Here is a 20,368-nt window from a genome sequence, read left to right on the forward strand (position 1 = left end):
ATATGGCAGCAAATATAAACCAATGTTGGGGCTTTATCTATGTATCTGTAGCGTAGTTATCTGTGATCGGCCAATACATATCATGCCGTTGAATGCGTTTGCGCAAAATAGCGGGATAACTGTTGGACTATTAGCATGCAAACTAATGAACATAACAAAGCCGGCACTATCGGATGGATCTGATATGGCAAGGGCGTTTGGCTGTGCAATAAGAGATAGCTAAACATGCCACTCACCATTGCAGCAAGTGCACTGTTCCCAGTGATTGCGGGCCAATACAACCCTGCGATAATCGGCCACAAAAATACTGCTTGCAAGGCACCAAACGCCGCTAAGTTAATCCAAACAATCATATCGGGTGGGCTCAATGCAAAGTAACAAGCACTCAGGGTGATAATAAGCATTACTAATCGAGTCAACCAGACTTGTTTAGACCCGGTCAGACTTGGCAACACTTTAACCACTCCATCGCGAACAATACTGCTTGCAGATTGCAGTAACATCGAGTCAACTGACGACATCACTGCAGCAATGGGTGCGGCCAGCAACGTTCCAGCTAATAACGGCGGTAATAAACCCGACATGAGCATTGGCATTATCTTATCTGGTACGCTCAAATCGGGAAACAGAGCGCGGCCAAGCACGCCACATAAATGCGGTATAAGTGTCATTAAAAAGCAGATGAGTGTCCCCCAAATAATACCGGTTTTTAGTGAGGCTTTGTCTTTAACGGCCAACAGACGCACCACGGTATGAGGCAAGCCCATAGTACCAAAACAGATTAACAGCCAAAACGACAGCATCATTGGCCAAGATAAAAAGTCATCAATGCTGTGCGGACTAAATAGCGCTGGAGTTTGCTGCGATAGTCGCTGCATCCTCTCGGCTAGTTCGGGTTGCGATAATATCACCAACAACAAAATAAACAGCCCTAACAACATGACAACACCTTGCAAGGCGTCGGTTAATACTACCGCCCGAAATCCGCCCGTTAGTGTATAGGCCAATACCGTACCGACAAAAATAGCTAAGCCAAGCTCATAGCTTATTCCCGTTACCCCTGAGAGTAACCTTGCTCCGCCAATGAATTGAACGGATATCATGGCAATGAAACCGACCACTAAGCTCACCATGGCAAAAGTACTTAACCACCGGTTTTGAAAACGCGCATCCAACCACTCAATGAGCGTTGCATGTTGATGCCGCCTTATCGCCAAAAAGCGACTCCCCAGCACACCTAAGGTTAATAGCACCACAGGCACTTGGATCAGTGCAAGCCACACCCAACCTAGGCCATATTTATAAGCAGCGCCAGAGCCACCAATAAATGAACCCGCACTGGTATAAGTGGCCACTAATGTTAACGCTAGCAGCGGCCCGCCGAGAAATGTGCCACCAATAAAAAAACGCTTAGCCTTGTCAGTATGCAGTCCATGACTCCCATCTGTTCTACGTGATTGATGAGCACTCCAAAGACGCGTCATTATTAAGCTTAGTGCTAGGTAGAGCAAAACGGGGAATAAGCTAGTCATTGGTAGCACCTAATACTCTTACTAAAACAGTAATGAGTAGCGCAGGCGCCAGGATGCAGGAAAACCAAAACCAAATAGGTAAGCTGAACCAGTAGCCTTGGTCTGCTAACAACACAGGTCCTAGGCACCATAAAACAAAATAACCAAGGGTCAATAACAATGCAGTGGTTGATAACGATCTCATGAAAGCACAGCCTGAGTTAACGATAAGATAGGGGATAATACTAAAAGCAGCTGATGCCAATTCTAATCAATATTGGCTATCGACACCAGTCGAATAGACGAGTTAGTAAACCAAGATTTTGATAAATATCAAAACCGATAACCGGATCCACCCCAAAGCGCAAAAAGTACAATGGGCTAACTTTCCTTATCAACAACTCACACTAAATTATTCAAGCAGATCTATTTCGGTGCACACTATATATAGAAAAGTGAGCAGCCTCTAAGTTCTTCTATTGGTTAGCCAACTTTACTTGTTTAGCCAAAGATCCCCGCCTAAAATCCCCTTTATAAACCATCAATTAAATTGATAGTTTCCATTTAGCGTTTTTTTGGTTAGGGAAAACAATACACATAATGAAGTACTCTCTTAAGCAGATCATGGTTTTTGATGCCGTTGCCAGTTTAGAAAGCGTCAGCGCGGCTGCAAGAAAGTTGTCTATGACACAATCGGCTGTGAGTATGTCGCTGGGACAATTAGAGAATTTGCTTGATCGGCCACTCTTCATTCGCCAAGGGAACCGGCTTACCTTAAGCCATTGGGGCAACTGGCTCAGGCCTAAGGCCCGTCGTTTATTGCAAGACGCCCAACAGATAGAATTAGGCCTTCACGAACAGCACCTTATCAGTGGAAGATTTCGAATTTGTTCGAGTCAAACAGCTGCCGAGCATCTGCTTCCTAAGCTTATCAGTAAAATTGATGCGGATTTCCCAGAGCTCCGAATTGACTTAACAGTTGAGAACACCGAAAACGTGATCGAAGGCCTGCTTAATTACGAATACGATTTTGGCATAATCGAAGGTCGAAACGATGATAGTCGACTCCATCAAGAGCAATGGTTAGATGATCACCTAGTGGTAGTTTCATCGCCACATCATCCTTACGCCAAATCCAAATCCGCAAGCTTAGCGCAACTAGAACAAGCCAAATGGGTGCTTCGCGAACAAGGTGCCGGTACTCGCCGTATATTCGAAGGCGCTATTCATGGGATTATAGAGAAACTGCATGTGTGGAAGGAGTATGAATATGTGTCAGTACTCAAAGCACTGGTTAAAAATGGCCCATATTTAAGCAGTTTGCCCTACTTAGATGTAGAAAAAGAGATTGCTAATGGGGAACTGGTTGTTCTATTAACACCAGAATTAAACATGCAGCGTCATCTGTCCTTTGTTTGGCGCAATGATTCTGGGGAAAACCCCTTAAGGGATTGCGTGATAACTGAAGCTAGACGCCTAAGCCGTCACAAAATAAATTCTAAAAATGGTCGTTAACGACTAACAGGTGCAATGCCACATTGCACCTGTTAACCAGTGCCGACTTAGAACTTATACAGGTCACATATTTTTTGGCTGATATCTTCTCGTGTGATAACCCCGCATAACACGCCCTCATCTACAACCGGGAAAACACTCGGCTTGCTGGCATTCGCCCCGCGCAGACGCTCTTCATAGCTCTTAAAGGTATTTCCTATCAACATACCACTATCACTCACAGGAAATAGCTTATTTCTATCTACCACCATTAACTCAATCAAATCAGCGACAGCATCCAATGGCGAGACAGTTAATACTTGCGTTTGCATCAAGTCACCTACTTTATAGCTAATGCCGCGAACAAACTCCTCAGACCACAAACTGCGTAATAGGTCCTGCTGTGAAATAAACCCTAGTAGCTGCTGCTTGTTGTTTACCACTGGCGCGCCGCGACTAGCGGCGTCTGACAGTTGTTTAAGCCCTTCATATACTGAGAGATCTGCAGTAAGTGTAAATGGAGTTGGATTCATCAGTTCGCTTACGTTAAGTCTTTGAATTGTTTTTGGCATTGTTTTTACTCCGGGAAAAGGTTGAGAACGGCTATTGTTCTGAATAAGTGAAGCTTGAGGATCTATTTGCTTTGCTAATGGGGTGTCTATTTGAGTATCGAGAGTCGATAAAGGAATGACTTCCGCCAGACAGCCATCCCCCTTTAAAAGTGCTTTCTTTTGGTACGCAGCTGGCTTAGCTTTTTCTATTAACCAATATCCCAAACCTACAAATAGACCACCACCAACAATATTTCCCAGCGTGACTGGAATTAGGTTATTGATAACAAAATGACTTATCGTAAGATCTGCAAATTGGTTTTGCGTCACATTCAGTGTTTCAAACCAGCTAGGATCAGAGAATTGAGCAATCACGATGCCTAACGGCACCATAAACAGGTTCGCAATGCTGTGTTCAAAGCCACTACTGACAAACATGGCAACAGGCAACATCAACAAAATTGCTTTAGTTAATGCGTCTTTACTGGCGAATGTCATCCAAACGCCAAGGCAAACCAGCATGTTACACAACATACCCAGTACAAATGCTTGCCACCAACCGTGGTGTAGCTTGTGTTGCGCAATATTAAGGGCGTTGAGTCCCCATTGCCCGCCGTCTAAATGTTGCATGCCGGCAATGACGATCATGGCCAACATCAGCATCGCTCCGACAAAGTTTCCCGCGTAAACTCGTAGCCAGCATTTAAGCAGCTCCTTAGTTGAGACTTTTCTCTGAGCCCAGGCCACACTGCTCAACACTGTACTGGTAAATAGCTCACCACCACAGATCACCACCAGCATTAAACCAAGGCTAAAAGCCAGTCCCCCAGCGAGCCTAATAAGCCCCCACGGACCACTGTTCCCAGTTGTGACCGTAATATAGAATACAAACGCCAACGCAATAAATGCACCAGCAAATATTGCCAACCCAAAGGATTGCCAAGTCGCTTTGATCACTTTTTCCGTACCGTACCCCTCAGCCTGCTGGTACAAACTCGGCATTGCAGCATTTATGGGCCCTGCTGTTTGCTCCGTTTGTCGGGTTAAAGGGATGAGGTTCGGTTGACTACGTCCAGTCATTCTTCCCCCTCGCCTTTATGTTACTAAGCTTAATACGCCCTACATTCATTAAATTCTCCTGATAGTCGATAACTGCGCTCGCTCTAACAGCAAAATTAACCCATCTTCCAAGTCAATAAAATCTGATAATAATGATGGGGCACATCATTATTAATGATACTTAAAAACAAAAAAATAGAGTTGTTAAATTTAGAAGGTGAACAGGCAAGCCATTGTAATAGAGCGAATTAATTCCAGTTTTATTCATTTTACCGTTGTTTTTTAGAGGCTGATAAAAATCAACTACAACGGAGAAGAGATTTCGCAACCGATGATTATCGATTAACAAAGGGATAAAAAAATGGCTAAGCAGCACTATCAATTCACTTGATTCGAGTTAATTGATAGTGCACATATAAGTGATTTGGCTACAACAGTGACCTACTTAAGCACTTCCGCTGCGGCAAACAAAAAGACCCAGATCACACTAAGCTTTAAGTTTGGTGTGACAATCGCCCCATTATTGTGATCAGGGATGCAACAGCAAAGCAGAAGTTTACTAGTGGTCATAAATGAAACGTTTTTATCGCGTTTATTGATCTAGACACTAAGGCAAATTACATGCCTATTATTAGATTATTTAGTCATCACTGTATAAGTTGTTAAGTTGATCTCAAATTATCTAAACAGCACATTCAATAACTTTGATACTTGATGTTGTACCTTAGTGACTATGTTAATATCTTTAAGGTAAATTGGTCAGACCAATTTACGAAAGGTAATGGAATACTACTGCAACCGGCACTTAGCGGCAGAAATGGCTAATAATTTACGGTTACAGAAGCGTTAACAATGGCTTGAAGTCGACTACACTTATTGCGACACAAGTTGTTAATTCACAGGGAACACCCAAAAGCTGTCACGAATTCCGATGAATCACCTAAATTCTTTTCGGAGAATGAGAAATTATGCCTGAAACAGTAAAGAATGAAGTAGAGGGCTCTGATCAGAGCTATCAAGCACTTCACCGCCCAGCATCTGAGTTCAATACCCGTGAGGAGTATTTGGATAACGAGCTGAAAATCATGAAGCCAAAACGTTGGGGACTCAACCTCCCTGGTAGAGACTTTAGATTCGAATGGGAAGACTTAGTCCCTGCCATCGCGGGTACCATAGGTATCACTGTGATGTATTCAGCGGTCATGGCTGCTTGGGCCTCTGGACTATCTGAACGTTGGGAACATGTAAACTTGGGGGCAGAGTTTGCAATCCAAGTAGTGCGTGTTGAGATGCTAATTCCCGCCCTGCTCTTTTGTATTATTAGTTCCGGATTCATTAATCCTCGAGCAAACCTCGGCGGTAACCATGGACCAATGATCCCGCTGATTGGCGCTATCGCACTAGCAGGCGCACATCCACTCGCATTAGCCATATTGCTCGGAATATTCGGCCTCCTTCTAAGCTACTTTAAAGGGGGGTCAAAGTTAGTCAACTTGACCAGCAGTGGTGTGGCCGGCGGCTTGCTTGTTTTCTTAGGCTTTATGGGTGCCAAAAGTCAAATAACATCATTATTTGACTGGGCTGGCGGCCTTGAAGCCAAGCATGCTCTGGACTACAGCTTAGGTTATGTTGCTTTCTTTATTTTACTCGCTAACGTCATTATCTACGCTTACCTCGCAAAAATAGGTAAACGCTGGTTAGCGATCCCACTGTGTTCTATTGCAGCTATTGTTCTGGCTTTTGCACTTGGCGCTGGGCTCGACCTTAAGTTTATCACCGAGCCTGGTATCCCGAATTTAAACCCTATGTACTGGTGGGGTTCAACTGAATATGGCTGGCAGTTAGGCTTACCTAACCTCGAGCATTTCATTGCATCACTACCATTCGCTATTCTTGCTGTGGCGATGTGGTCGCCAGATTTTCTGGGACACCGTATTTTCCAAGAACTTAACTATCCAAAGGGTTCTGAGAAAGTATTGATGGATGTTGATGACACAATGACAACCTGTTCACTTCGCCAAATAGTCGGAACGGCAGTCGGTGGCGGTAACATCACCTCATCATGGGGAACCTACATGATCCCTGCTGCTATTGCTAAACGTCCTATTCCAGCAGGTGCTATTTTGCTCGGTATTATGTGTATCGCGGTAGCCGTTATTGGCTACCCTATGGATGTCACGGTTTGGCGTCCGGTAATGTCGATTGCACTTTTAGTTGGCGTGTTTTTACCACTGCTTGAAGCGGGTATGCAGATGGTAAAAGACACTAAAAACAGTCAGGCAGCGGGTATATGTATCTTCGCCGCTTTCGTGGCAAACCCAGTGTTAGCATGGGCACTAACCATGTTCCTAGACAACAATGGTCTAATTGGTGACAAAGAGCGCGCCAAATCACTATCAGTCACTGACCGCATAGTGATCCCTGGATTAGCTTTTGTTATCTGCCTAGCAGCCATGCTAGCGGTAGGTATGATCACCGGTATCCCAGCACTGCTTTAAAATTTGATGACGAAGAGAGACCCGCGCTCTCTTCGTCATTTTCTCATCTATAATTCTTATCAATATTAATGCGCCTAGAATTGAACTAGTGCAACACCTCTGAAACGAACACCTTCGAGTAGGATGGGATAATTCCACCTGCGAAAATCAGACCAACAGTTAAATACCTGACATAGCGGAAGGATGCAAACATTAAATTGTTCAAAAAATGCTACCTTGTTAACAGTTTTAGGATTTATGGACGAATTCCACTTTGATAAAGGTGCAGCACAATGTCTGCTATGCTAATATACGACTGGTTAATTGGTCTTACCAATTTGCTCAAGTTGATATCCATAGCATTAAGATGTTAACGATTGAGAAAGTCCAAACTAATTACAGCGAAGTGTACTCACTTCCACGCGCTTCTTAATGAAAGAGTTGAAGAGGCGTTTAAAACATAGCTATTGGTGTATAAGGCAGAGCCGGTACCCAATAACCTTTATCCCAAACAAAAGGTAAAAGTACGATGACCGAAAAAACTGAACAGTTTGCAAACGCGTGGGATGGTTTCACGTCAGGCGATTGGAAAACTGAAGTCAATGTGCGTGATTTTATTCAAGCTAACTACACTCCCTATGAAGGCGATGAGTCTTTCTTAGCTGAAGCGACTGAAGCGACGACTGAACTTTGGGATAAAGTGATGGTTGGCGTTAAGCAAGAAAACCGCACTCACGCTCCTGTTGATTTTGATACCGACAAAGTATCAACAATCACTTCTCACGAAGCGGGCTATATCACTAAAGATTTAGAAACGATTGTAGGTCTGCAAACAGAAGCACCACTTAAGCGTGCAATGTTACCCAACGGTGGCATTCGCATGGTTGAAGGTTCTTGCGCCGCTTATGGCCGTGAGCTTGATCCAAACATCAAATATGTTTACTCAGAGTTACGTAAAACACACAACCAAGGTGTTTTCGACATCTATACCCCTGAAATTATGGGCTGTCGTAAGTCTGGAGTTTTAACCGGTTTACCTGATGCTTACGGCCGTGGTCGTATCATTGGTGATTACCGTCGTATCGCGCTATATGGTATTGACTACCTTATGCAAGATAAGTTTGCTCAATTCGGTTCACTTCAAGCTGACTTCGAAACCGGTGAAAACTTGTCTTACACTATGCAACTTCGTGAAGAGATTGCAGAGCAGCATAAAGCGCTTGGTCAAATGAAGAAGATGGCAGCAAGCTATGGCTTCGACATCTCAAAGCCTGCGACTAACGCTAAAGAAGCAATCCAGTGGACATACTTCGGTTACCTTGCTGCAGTTAAGAGCCAAAATGGCGCAGCAATGTCGCTTGGTCGTACTTCTAGCTTCCTAGATATCTTTATCGAACGCGATATCGCCGCTGGCGTATTAACAGAGCAAGAAGCACAAGAGATGGTCGACCATTTCGTAATGAAGTTACGCATGGTTCGTTTCCTACGTACTCCAGAATACGATGAACTATTCTCAGGCGACCCAATTTGGGCAACGGAATCAATTGCGGGTATGGGTCTTGATGGCCGTACACTTGTAACTAAATCTAGCTTCCGTTTCTTACACACCTTATACAACATGGGCCCTAGCCCAGAGCCAAACATTACGGTTCTATGGTCAGAGCAACTACCGCTGAACTTCAAAAAGTATGCGGCTAAAGTGTCAATCGATACCAGCTCTATCCAGTATGAAAACGATGATCTAATGCGTCCAGATTTCGAATCTGACGATTATGCAATCGCATGTTGTGTTAGCCCTATGGTTGTAGGTAAGCACATGCAGTTCTTCGGTGCTCGTGCCAACCTTGCTAAGACGATGCTTTATGCAATCAACGGTGGTGTTGATGAAAAGCTAAAGACTCAAATAGGTCCTAAGTTAGCACCAATCACTGATGAAGTTTTAGATTTTGATGACGTTATGGGTCGTTTAGACACCATGATGGACTGGCTTGCAACGCAATATGTATCTGCATTGAACGCCATCCACTTCATGCATGACAAGTACTCTTACGAAGCAGCCCTAATGGCACTTCATGACAGAGATGTTCGTCGTACTATGGCATGTGGTATCGCAGGTCTTTCAATTGCTGCTGATTCACTATCTGCAATTAAGTTCGGCACAGTTAAACCAATTCGTGACGAAAACGGTATTGCTATCGATTTCGACATCAGTGGTGACTACCCTAAATTTGGTAACAACGATGCACGTGTTGATGATTTAGCCACTGAGCTAGTTGAACGCTTCATGGCTAAGATCCGTAGCATGAAGATGTACCGTGATGCAATTCCAACTCAGTCTATCTTAACCATTACCTCTAACGTGGTTTACGGCAAGAAGACAGGTAATACACCTGATGGCCGTCAAGCTGGTGCACCTTTTGCTCCAGGCGCAAACCCAATGCATGGTCGTGATGAGAAAGGAGCGATTGCTTCTTTAACATCAGTTGCTAAACTACCATTTGCTCATGCACAAGATGGCATATCTTACACTTTCTCTATTGTTCCTAACGCGTTAGGTAAAGATGAAGATGGTCGTAAAGCCAACCTTGCAGCACTAATGGATGGTTATTTCGCCCATAACGATAGCCGCGAAGGTGGTCAACACCTCAACGTTAACGTGATGAACCGTGAAATGCTTGAAGATGCCGTGGTAAATCCAGACAAGTATCCTCAACTAACCATCCGTGTTTCTGGTTATGCAGTACGCTTTAACTCGCTAACACCTGAGCAACAGCAAGACGTGATTACCCGTACCTTCACTAAAGGTCTGTAAGCAACGTTATAGATAAAGTGTCGATTAGGCTGGCGTAGCACATAGTTGCACCAGCCTCTCAAGGAGCAGAAATGGCAGTAACAGGTCGGATTCATTCTTTAGAGTCCTTTGGTACCGTAGACGGACCAGGCATAAGGTTTATCACCTTTATGCAAGGTTGTTTAATGCGTTGTCAGTACTGCCATAACCGCGACACATGGGATCTACACGGCGGCAAAGAGATAAAAGTCGATGAGTTAATGAGTCAAATCATCAGCTATCGACCTTTTCTTGAAGCCAGCGGTGGTGGCGTCACAGCCAGTGGCGGTGAAGCTGTATTGCAAGCAGAGTTCGTCGCCGAACTTTTTCAAGCCTGCAAAAAAGAGGGTATTCATACCTGCTTAGACACCAATGGTTTTGTGCGTAAATATACGCCTGTCATTGATGAGTTACTCGATAACACCGATCTGGTGTTACTCGATATAAAACAGATAAACGACGAAAAGCACATTGACTTAACCAAGGTCAGTAACCAACGTACGTTGCAGTTTGCCGAGCATTTGCACAAACGTGGTCAAAAGACTTGGATTCGTTATGTGGTTGTCGGTGGATTCACTGACGACATTCCATCGGCACAGGCATTGGCCGAATTTATCAAGCCAATGACCAATGTCGAGAAAGTGGAACTACTGCCCTACCACGAGTTAGGCAAACACAAATGGCAAGCGATGGGCGAAGAGTATCAACTCAACAAAATCTCTCCTCCAAGCGCTGACACCATGGAACAGATAAAGCAAGTCTTCATCAATATGGGGATTAACGCTATTTACTAAGTGTTGTTAAGAGATTACAGCTAAAGCTCTTCCCAGTAACTTGCATCCAAACATTCGAATGCCGCCTTTAAAATAAGCGCCATATCGAAGTAGCAAGCTTTAGCACCTAAGGGGCGACAATTGACCCCCATTTGCGCCAGTTTTGTCGATAACTGATTGCCCCAGTCGAGTAACGATAACGGCAATGGGTGAGCGGAGCGCCAGCCTAACCAGAGTAGACCTTGGATAGGTAGGCTAATAAAGAACAACGCAATGGTGATTGCCTGAGGCAGGTGATCCCAACCGTGCAGGTATAACTGACTTGCACCCGCCAATACTGCCAACAGCGGCATTAATGGCAAAGCAATTTGAGTCGCGCGCATAACGCGATACTCAGGAAAGTAAAAACTAAGTTGTCTAACCATAGGCCATGTCTTCATATAACGACGGCCTTCACCTAAGGTTTTGAGAACGAAAATGCTCAAAAATGGCACCTATAAGAATCAATAACAAGCCTAACTTTAGCACAAACACTCAGCTTGCCCCAAGGCTCTATGTCTGGGAAGCAACAGATTTTCGCTCTTTTACAGGGCACACTTTACGACTTCGGCCTATAGTTGCCGTAGAAGTTATTGTTATTCAGTGAATCAAACGATTTCATTACTTATTGCGAAAGGTTTAAACATGTCAAACAAACTGGTATTGGTGCTTAACTGTGGTAGTTCATCTCTTAAGTTTGCGGTTATTGATGCGCTCACTGGTGATGACCAAATTTCTGGTCTAGCCGAGTGTTTTGGGCTTGAAGACTCTCGAATTAAATGGAAAGTAAACGGTGCTAAGCACGATGCTAGCCTAGGTGCATTTACTGCACACAGAGAAGCTGTTGAGTATATCGTTAACAAAATTTTGGTCGCTCATCCGCTAATTGCCGAACAGATCCAAGCCATTGGTCATCGCGTTGTACATGGTGGAGAAAAGTTTACTCACTCAGTCATTATCGATGAAAGTGTGGTTCAAGGTATTGAAGATTGTGCCACATTGGCGCCGTTGCATAATCCAGCCCACCTTATTGGTATACGAGCAGCGCAAGCATCGTTTCCTGAGCTACCTCAAGTCGCAGTATTTGATACCGCTTTCCACCAAACAATGCCAGAGAAAGCCTTTATCTATGCCCTTCCGTATAAGCTTTATAGAGAAAACTCTATCCGTCGTTATGGCATGCACGGTACAAGTCACCTATTCATCAGCCGCGAAACGGCAGCCGCACTAGGTAAAGATGAAGCCGATACCAATGTTATTTGCGCACACCTTGGTAATGGCGCGTCAGTAACAGCAATTAAAGGTGGTAAGAGCGTAGATACCTCAATGGGGCTGACGCCACTAGAAGGTCTAGTGATGGGTACCCGTTGTGGTGACATTGACCCATCAATTATCTACCATTTAGTTAATCGTCTTGGCTATACACTTGAAGAAGTGAACAACCTGATGAACAAACAAAGTGGTCTTTTGGGAATATCTGAGCTAACTAACGATTGTCGTGGCATCGAAGAGGGATATGAAAAAGGTCACAAGGGGGCAACACTAGCGCTTGAGATTTTCTGTTATCGCTTAGCAAAATATATCGCTTCTTATACCGTGCCTTTAGAGCGTCTTGATGCACTAGTATTTACTGGCGGCATTGGTGAGAACTCTGATGTTATTCGTGAAAAAGTGCTTAACTCATTGGCTATTTTCAACTTTAAAGTCGACAAAGAGCGTAACACAGCGGCACGTTTTGGTAAGCAAGGTAAAATTACCCAAGACGAAGGTCCTGTTGCTATGGTGATCCCAACTAATGAAGAGTGGGTTATCGCACAAGACGCTGTGGCACTCATTAAATAGTAAAACCTATCTATTGCGAGCTGCTAACTAAATAAGTTAGTGGCTCAAAACAATATTTCTACTGCCATACTTTTGTGGCTTTCTCGAGTTTTAAGAGGTATTTATGTCTCGCAACATTATGCTCATCCCTATAGGGACCGGTGTAGGGTTAACATCTATTAGTTTAGGTATGGTTCGTGCGCTTGAGCGTCATGGTGTTAAGGTTCGCTTTTTTAAGCCAATAGCCCAACAGCGCCCAACCGATCGTGGACCTGAACGTTCAACCACTATTTTAAGCAAATCACCGACAGTTAACCCACTCGAACCATTCGATATGGATCATGCTGAGAACCTTATTCGTGCAGATCAAACTGACGTGTTAATGGAGCAGATTATCGCTCGTGCAACAGAATGCACAGACGATACTGAAACCATTATTGTCGAAGGATTAGTGCAAACCCGCAACCATCCTTTCTCAAGCGACGTGAACCATGCGATTGCTAAAGCATTAGATGCAGATGTGATTTTTGTAGCGACTCCAGGCAATGAAAGTGCGACAGCGCTGATGAATCGCTTAGAGATCTCACATAATTCATGGGGTGGGAGTAAGAACAAACGCCTCATTGGTGCCATTATCAACAAAGTTGGTGCCCCGGTTGATGACGAAGGTCGTGCTCGCCCAGACCTGTCTGAAGTGTTCGATCATGACGATATTCAGCGCCCCGATCCGGCAAGCATGTTCCAACTTCCAGGCAAGAGTAAACTGCGTATTTTAGGCACAGTGCCTTACAACCTTGATCTGGTAGCACCGCGTGCATCTGATCTTGCTAAGCACTTAAGCGCCAAAATTATCAACGCTGGTGAAATGAACACTCGCCGCATGCGCAAAGTGACATTTTGTGCCCGTAGTATTCCCAATATGGTTACCCATATTAAAACCGACTCGCTACTCGTCACCTCAGGCGATCGCAGTGATGTCATCGTTTCAGCCTGTCTTGCTTCAATGAATGGCATCAAAGTTGGCGCACTATTGCTAACAGGTGGATACGAGCCAGAGCCACAAATTATGGAGCTTTGTGAACAAGCATTCGAAACCGGCTTACCCGTATTCCTTATTGACACCAATACGTGGCAAACCTCGCTGAACATTCAACGTTTCGATCACGAAGTGCCAGTAGATGATGCCGTTCGTATTGAACAGGTTCAAGAGTTTATTGCTGGCCATATTGATCAAAACTGGGTCGAAAGCGTCACTAAAAACTCTCCACGTGAGCACCGTTTATCGCCACCAGCATTCCGTTACAAGTTAACAGAGCTCGCTCGTGCTGCACGTAAAACGGTTGTTCTACCAGAAGGTGATGAACCGAGAACAATTGAAGCCGCCAGCATTTGTGCTTCACGTGGTATTGCACGTTGCGTGCTACTGGGTAATCGCGAAGAGATTGAGCGTATTGCCACTCAGCAAGGCGTCACCTTAGGTGACGGTGTCGAGATCATTGAGCCAGAATCTGCTCGTGGTCGTTATGTCGAGGCTATGGTTGAGCTACGTCGTAATAAAGGTTTGACTGAAGTTGTTGCTAAAGAGCAGTTAGAAGACAACATGGTACTCGGTACTATGATGCTAGCTCAAGGCGAAGTCGATGGTATTGTGTCTGGTGCAGTCAACACCACCGCAAATACGATTCGCCCGCCGCTACAGTTGATCAAAACCGCACCCGGCTCAAATTTGGTCTCCTCTATATTCTTCATGTTGATGCCAGATCAAGTCTTGGTCTATGGTGATTGTGCGATTAACCCGGATCCAAATGCAGAGCAATTGGCCGACATCGCAATTCAATCTGCAGAGTCTGCAATTGCGTTTGGTATTGAACCACGGGTTGCGATGATCAGTTACTCAACAGGTAGCTCAGGTACAGGTTCTGATGTTGATAAAGTACGTGAAGCGACGCGTATTGCCAAAGAGAAACGTCCAGACTTAGTCATTGATGGACCTTTACAGTATGACGCTGCTGTTATGCCAAACGTTGCTCGCTCTAAAGCACCAAACAGCCCTGTAGCGGGTCAAGCGACGGTATTTGTATTCCCAGACCTCAACACTGGTAATACAACGTACAAGGCGGTTCAGCGAAGCGCTGACCTGATTTCAATTGGCCCGATGCTGCAAGGTATGCGAAAGCCAGTAAACGATCTATCACGCGGCGCCTTAGTCGATGATATTGTTTACACGATTGCCTTAACAGCCATCCAAGCTGCGCAAAACGAAAGCTAATTACACCAATACTAAAAAAGCCTGCTTATGCAGGCTTTTTTTTGCTTTAAATTCAATCGAATTGCGATCGATGCGATCTCATTAGCAGTTAATTAGACTTATGAAGCAACAACCGGTAGGTCGAATTGTGTACATCGACAAAATGCATCAAAAATTAACCAGTCCAATTAAGGCTGATATATTAATAACTTAAGTAACCAATAAAAAGTCTTCAACACACTTGTCCACAGATTCTGTGGATAACCTTTATAAGTTATCTATACAGATATGCCTGAGATCTTTATTGAGGTCAAGCTTTGGGTGCGATCAAACAGTAAAATCTTGCGTTAAGGCTGTAGAATCGTGATACTGCTAAAAAATACTAATAATCATTATCTATGTTGAAATACTTTATTCTTATCATTGCACTGTTCACTGTTTCTGCCTGTGACTATACGGATAGTAAGCTAATAGCCGATCCATCCGTCCCCTCTATGCGCACGCCTGAACTCTCTTCAATTGGATTCTTAAACGCTATCTACGTAGAACGGGATGTAGAGAAAGCAAAACTGTTTGTTGATGATTCAATGAAAGAGATCCTTTCACACTATTACATTGCCGCTTCAGTGCAACGCCATGTGCTCAACTTGTCATTGACTGACGTTGAAATGGAAGTTGACGAAGTCGATATTGATTTCTTTCGCAAATCGACTGAGGACGTCACTGTCATAGTCAAAATTAAAGGCCTGCGTGGTGGACAGTTTTGGGTTGATGACAGAACCTTGCGCTTGAATAAGCACAAGGGAAAATGGATTATTGTCGAAGTCGTGCCAGAAAAGAGAAACGTTAACGGTTAGGTGCTAGGCTTGAGTATTAGAGGTACTAGGTTCTACGGTAAAACCAGAAAAGAGCAAGGCGACGGCATAAATGCCGACCCACTTTAAAAGAAGGTGCTAACAAAGCCTAAAATCAACATCAAAAGCCAAAGGGTGTTTTCTGTTGATTTCCTAGCAGGACGTAGTCCGTTCTAGCAGTGAGCAGGCAAACGTCCTAGTATCTAGGACCTTCTCAGCTTTCAGACAGGTTCTAGCAAAGACGGTAAAATCTTAGGCGAACAGCCTACGGCTATACGGGAAATAACTGCGTCACTACGTAACTGCTTCGCTTACGGTAAAACGAGAAAAGAACAAAGCGACGGCATAAATGCCGACCCACTTTAAAAGAAGGTGCTAACAAAGCCTAAAATCAACATCAAAAGCCAAAGGGTGTTTTCTGTTGATTTCCTAGCAGGACGTAGTCCGTTCTAGCAGTGAGCAGGCGAACGTCCTAGTATCTAGGACCTTCTCAGCTTTCAGACAGGTTATAAAGTGTTAATTCTACAAATAAAAATAGCAACCTGTTGGTTGCTATTTCATCTAGATAAAACCTATAAAAGATAGGTTTATTCTGCGATTTTCCCTAATCCAAAAATGCTTCTTCATCCATTTCAACTGGTAGAGACTCTAACATCTCATCTTGTAGTTGATAATATGCGCCTTCATATTCTTGAATTTCCATAACGACTCCGGATCTTTGATTTAGGTGTAGGGTACAAAAGCATGTCATCAATAATGTGACATTTTGCCTCTCTTAAAACATGCCAACTATGCCGTGTTTCTAGTTTCGATTATAACAGGGTTAAACTGCGACTTACAAAAAACTTTCACCTTTAATCGGCAAAAACAGCAAAACAACCGTCTTTAGCCGCTATTCCGTTAGAAAAACTGAAAGACTTTCACTTTTTTATTCAATATCGCGCTAAAAAACACTTTTTATGTGCACAAACAATATATTTAACTGCCACAACTGCTGCTATCAATAATAGATAGCATCGCTGATGCTAAACAGTTACGTGCGCTAATTAGAGGTAAATTATAATGAATGCATTAATTGACTATGAAGCAGGACAGCTCGTTGAGTTATTTGATCAGGGGGATGATTTGTCGATATACATGTTTATGGAAAAGATGAGCATCCCTCTTGACGTACAAGGTACGCTTGTTAATGAGATCTCCGCACTAAAACAAAGAGAACGGCATAGTATCGCTAAGATCATTGAGTCTCATGGGCAATCAGCAATAAGCGAACGACTCAATTATTAGGACGCGGGATGAAAAAAGGCCAAACACGGTTGTGTTTGGCCTTTTGACGCGATTTAACTCATCCTTAATTCGCGATATCTGTTACCGACAATGTCTCTTGTCGATAGCGCAGTACTTTTAGTGCTTTATTCGGATCGATATCTTCAAACACTGCAGGGTTGTCCATCTGCTCATAGAACTTCAAACTAGGACTGTAGCTAGCAACTTGCTCTTTTAGGAAATCAATACTCAATTCAGGCGCATTTAGACATAATAGAATGTCGCCTTCAGTAGCCAGAAGATCAGGCAAGCGTTTTAACAGGCGTGCATAATCTTTTGTCGCGACAAAACTGCCCTTTTGGTTACTCGGTGGATCTGCAATGATGAGATCGTAAGGACCAAGTTTGGTTAGCTTACCCCATGACTTAAAAATGTCATGACCCAGAAAGCGAGCCCCTGAACCCAAGTTATTTAACATGTGATTTTGCTTACCGATCGATAGTGAGCCCTTGCTCATATCAATATTAACCACCTCTGTCGCATTGCCCTGCAACGCAGCAACAGAAAAACCGCAGGTATAAGCAAACAAATTTAGCACTTTCTTTCCACAGCTATGCTCCCGCACCCACTGTCGGCCATTAGACATATCCAAGAACAAACCATGATTCTGTCCACGTAGTAAATGAACTTGAAACTGAGCGCCATTCTCTACAACAATGTGCTTTTCAGGCACCTCGCCTTTAATGATATCAGTGTGTGTTTCACCGCCACGGCGATACTGAAAAACAAGGTTTATCGCTTTAGCGCCATTTAGCTCACACCAACGCTGTTCAATTGCCTCAGTGATGACTGAAAGTTCATCCTCATTGAGTGGCTTAAAACTGGTTAATAACACCACTGGTGCATACCAATCTAAGCATAGGTGCTCAGCTCCTTGGTATCGTCCTCCACGACCATGAAATAATCGACTAACATCGTTACCAAAGGTAACGTCTTTTATTGCTTCAATAAATAACTGCATCTAACTCACTTTTTACTTTTTTCAATCTTTATTTCATCTACGGGATCATCTTTATTTTCAGCAATATCATCACCGAGCAACACCGCTAACCAACGTCCGCCTTCGCTTGACTCTAAAGCTATCTTTACAATCATTGTCAGTGGTACTGATAACAGCATACCGACGGAGCCTAATAGCCAGCCCCAAAATATTAACGATAAGAATACCACTAGCGTAGACAAGCCGAGACCACGTCCCATGTATCGTGGTTCAACCACGTTACCCATAATCGTGTTGGTTCCTAGATACAACAAAGCGACGGCACCAGCTGCGCCCGGTCCAATTTGTATGAAGGCAAGCAATACAGAAGGGATCGCGGCAATAATAGAACCAATATTTGGGATATAGTTAAACAGAAACGCAATCACCCCCCACAGCAGAGCATAATCCACACCAATGATATATAAGCCAACTCCGACAATGAATCCGGTACCGAGGCTCACCAAGGTTTTAATCACCATGTATTGGTTAACTGAATTTAAAAAACGGTCAACTTGCTGTAAACGCATATCGGGATCATCAAGTGCAACATGCATCTTTCTTGAAAACCCATTCGATTCGAACAACATAAACACCACGGTTAAAATGATTAAAAATAGGTTAGCCATGACGCTACCCACACCGGTCAGCATATTCGTCGTCATTGACAATGCAACGCCAGGATCGAAGTAAGCAAGCATTTGCTCTTTAGTGACTTGAATATTGAGCGCAGCTAACTTGTCAACAACCCAAGAGAACTGTTCAATTAATTGGTCCCGATAAAAAGGTAACTGCTGGGAGAATTCATTAATGGAGGTACCAACAATAGACGCCAACCATAAGCCCATTAGCACAATAAACACCATTAGCAGTAATACAGCCACTCCTCTTGGGGCACGGTGGCGAGTGAGCCAACTAATCATCGGATTACAGATCACAGCAATAAATACCGATAACACAAACGGCACGACAATCGGACTTGCCGTTTTTATTCCGGCGAGGATCACCACAATAAATGCTGAGATGGCAAAACCTCTAAATGCGACACCTTGATTTTCAAATCGGGGCATTAAAAAATCCTTGTTGATTTATAATAATATCGCGGTTCTGAAGTTTCGACTGCAAACAACCATCACGCGACTAAACAGTAACAATATGCCAAACGTTACTATCAGCTTAGCCATCCTAGGCGAGTTAATAATATGGGCAATAATGACAAGATAAATGATTTTGTGAATTATCGCATGATTTTATAAAAATCACCGCTTTAGTTTAAGCTGCTTAAGTTTATGGGTTATCAATGTTTATTGCTAACGTGGCGCAGCTTAATACCCACTTCCCTCAGCAACCACGGTTCAAAAAACAGCGGCAATGAAACACTCTATTACCAAAGTGCACAAAACGATAGATCCAATTTATCCTAACTAACGTAAACTCTATTAAGAGCCCATAAAAACAAAAGCCTATGAATATACTGATTACCGGTGCCAGTGGATTTATTGGCACACAGCTTGTGAAACGTTTAAGCCATCATCAACTCACGTTGCTCACTAGGCACCCTGAACATACCGCAGAGCGCTTAGGCGAGCATCATCACTACCTGAGCTCTTTAGATGGATTGACAAATCTAGACAGCTTTGATGCCGTCATTAACCTCGCTGGTGAACCAATAGCAGGAAAAAGATGGTCTGACGCGCAGAAAAAAAACATATGTCATAGCCGCTGGTCAATCACCGCTAAGCTGGCCCAACTCAGCTCCGCCAGTGACAATCCACCGAGTGTCTTTATTAGCGCCTCTGCCGTCGGCTACTATGGTAGCCAAGGCTCGCAACATATTGACGAGGCAAGTCAACTTAGCCCCGAGAGCAAAGCAGAGTTTACTCATCAAGTGTGTCAAAAGTGGGAGCAAGAGGCGCAAAATGCAGCAAGCGAAACCACACGAGTATGTATTATCCGTATTGGTTTAGTGCTCGGTGCACAAGGTGGCGCTCTAGCCAAGATGTTACCCGCTTTTAAATTGGGCCTCGGAGGCCCTATTGCCAGCGGTCAACAAGGAATGAGTTGGGTCCATCTAGATGACTTAATTGCTTTAATTGAATTCCTGCTCATAAACCCACACACAAGTGGAGTCTATAATGGCTGCACACCTACGCCTGTCAGTAACAAAGAGTTCACTAAAGCATTAGCTTCGGCATTAAACCGCCCAGCGTGTATTCCAGCGCCTGCATTTGGACTAAAACTGGCATTAGGTGAGATGTCGACCCTGTTAATCGACGGGCAATATGTGGTGCCTAAAAGGACATTACAAGAAGGCTTTACGTTTAAGTACTCAACAATCGACAGTGCGTTAAACGCCCTATTTAAATGACAATTAAAATAAACGAAAAGCGGCAAGAGAGGATCTCT

Annotated in this window: 14 protein-coding genes; 9 read left to right on the top strand and 5 right to left on the bottom strand. The window is 43.8% G+C overall.

Annotation, left to right across the window (positions count from 1 at the left end; translation table 11 throughout):
- Positions 1-80: 80 nt before the first annotated feature.
- Positions 81-1,532, bottom strand: a complete 1,452-nt coding sequence (gene panF / locus JK628_RS13960) for a sodium/pantothenate symporter (protein ID WP_202285234.1) — start codon at positions 1,530-1,532, stop codon at positions 81-83.
- Positions 1,533-2,111: 579 nt separating this feature from the next.
- Between panF and JK628_RS13965 the strand changes: the two genes are divergently transcribed.
- The gene (locus JK628_RS13965) at positions 2,112-3,026 is read left to right on the top strand and encodes a LysR family transcriptional regulator (protein WP_202285235.1); all 915 of its coding nucleotides are present in this window, start codon (positions 2,112-2,114) and stop codon (positions 3,024-3,026) included.
- 47 nt (positions 3,027-3,073) lie between these two features.
- Here JK628_RS13965 and focA read toward each other — a convergent pair whose 3' ends face one another.
- Entirely contained in the window at positions 3,074-4,636 is a 1,563-nt protein-coding gene (gene focA, locus JK628_RS13970) for a formate transporter FocA (protein WP_202285236.1), read from the bottom strand.
- A 947-nt stretch (positions 4,637-5,583) separates the two neighbouring features.
- Here focA and JK628_RS13975 point away from each other — a divergent pair.
- The 3 genes from JK628_RS13975 to pflA all read left to right on the top strand — a co-directional run bounded on the left by JK628_RS13975 (position 5,584) and on the right by pflA (position 10,716).
- Complete coding sequence (locus tag JK628_RS13975; protein WP_202285237.1) at positions 5,584-7,113, top strand: DUF3360 family protein; 1,530 nt, start codon at positions 5,584-5,586, stop codon at positions 7,111-7,113.
- 508 nt (positions 7,114-7,621) lie between these two features.
- Positions 7,622-9,904, top strand: a complete 2,283-nt coding sequence (gene pflB / locus JK628_RS13980) for a formate C-acetyltransferase (protein ID WP_202285238.1) — start codon at positions 7,622-7,624, stop codon at positions 9,902-9,904.
- A 71-nt stretch (positions 9,905-9,975) separates the two neighbouring features.
- Entirely contained in the window at positions 9,976-10,716 is a 741-nt protein-coding gene (gene pflA, locus JK628_RS13985; RefSeq protein WP_202285239.1) for a pyruvate formate lyase 1-activating protein, read from the top strand.
- 20 nt (positions 10,717-10,736) lie between these two features.
- Here pflA and yfbV read toward each other — a convergent pair whose 3' ends face one another.
- On the bottom strand, positions 10,737-11,180 hold the full coding sequence (yfbV, locus tag JK628_RS13990; protein ID WP_202285240.1) for a terminus macrodomain insulation protein YfbV: 444 nt from the start codon (positions 11,178-11,180) through the stop codon (positions 10,737-10,739).
- A 199-nt stretch (positions 11,181-11,379) separates the two neighbouring features.
- Between yfbV and ackA the strand changes: the two genes are divergently transcribed.
- The 4 genes from ackA to JK628_RS14010 all read left to right on the top strand — a co-directional run bounded on the left by ackA (position 11,380) and on the right by JK628_RS14010 (position 16,944).
- Entirely contained in the window at positions 11,380-12,576 is a 1,197-nt protein-coding gene (gene ackA / locus JK628_RS13995) for an acetate kinase (RefSeq protein WP_202285241.1), read from the top strand.
- A 103-nt stretch (positions 12,577-12,679) separates the two neighbouring features.
- Positions 12,680-14,824, top strand: coding sequence for a phosphate acetyltransferase (gene pta, locus JK628_RS14000; RefSeq protein WP_202285242.1), 2,145 nt, complete (start codon positions 12,680-12,682; stop codon positions 14,822-14,824).
- A 377-nt stretch (positions 14,825-15,201) separates the two neighbouring features.
- Positions 15,202-15,660 carry a hypothetical protein gene (locus JK628_RS14005; RefSeq protein ID WP_237524023.1) on the top strand — a complete coding sequence of 153 codons (459 nt, stop codon included), beginning with the start codon at positions 15,202-15,204 and terminating at the stop codon, positions 15,658-15,660.
- A 1,059-nt stretch (positions 15,661-16,719) separates the two neighbouring features.
- Positions 16,720-16,944 (top strand): hypothetical protein, encoded by a 225-nt coding sequence (locus JK628_RS14010; protein WP_202285243.1) that lies wholly within the window; start codon positions 16,720-16,722, stop codon positions 16,942-16,944.
- Positions 16,945-17,008: 64 nt separating this feature from the next.
- On the opposite strand, the gene JK628_RS14015 is transcribed toward JK628_RS14010, so the two are convergent.
- Positions 17,009-17,944, bottom strand: a complete 936-nt coding sequence (locus tag JK628_RS14015; protein ID WP_202285244.1) for a class I SAM-dependent methyltransferase — start codon at positions 17,942-17,944, stop codon at positions 17,009-17,011.
- A gap of 5 nt (positions 17,945-17,949) precedes the next feature.
- On the bottom strand, positions 17,950-19,032 hold the full coding sequence (locus tag JK628_RS14020) for an AI-2E family transporter (RefSeq protein WP_202285245.1): 1,083 nt from the start codon (positions 19,030-19,032) through the stop codon (positions 17,950-17,952).
- A gap of 395 nt (positions 19,033-19,427) precedes the next feature.
- On the opposite strand from JK628_RS14020, the gene JK628_RS14025 reads away from it, so the two are divergent.
- Complete coding sequence (locus JK628_RS14025) at positions 19,428-20,330, top strand: TIGR01777 family oxidoreductase (RefSeq protein ID WP_202285246.1); 903 nt, start codon at positions 19,428-19,430, stop codon at positions 20,328-20,330.
- Positions 20,331-20,368: the final 38 nt, after the last annotated feature.

The sequence above is a fragment of the Shewanella sp. KX20019 genome, from assembly GCF_016757755.1.
Lineage (GTDB): Bacteria > Pseudomonadota > Gammaproteobacteria > Enterobacterales > Shewanellaceae > Shewanella.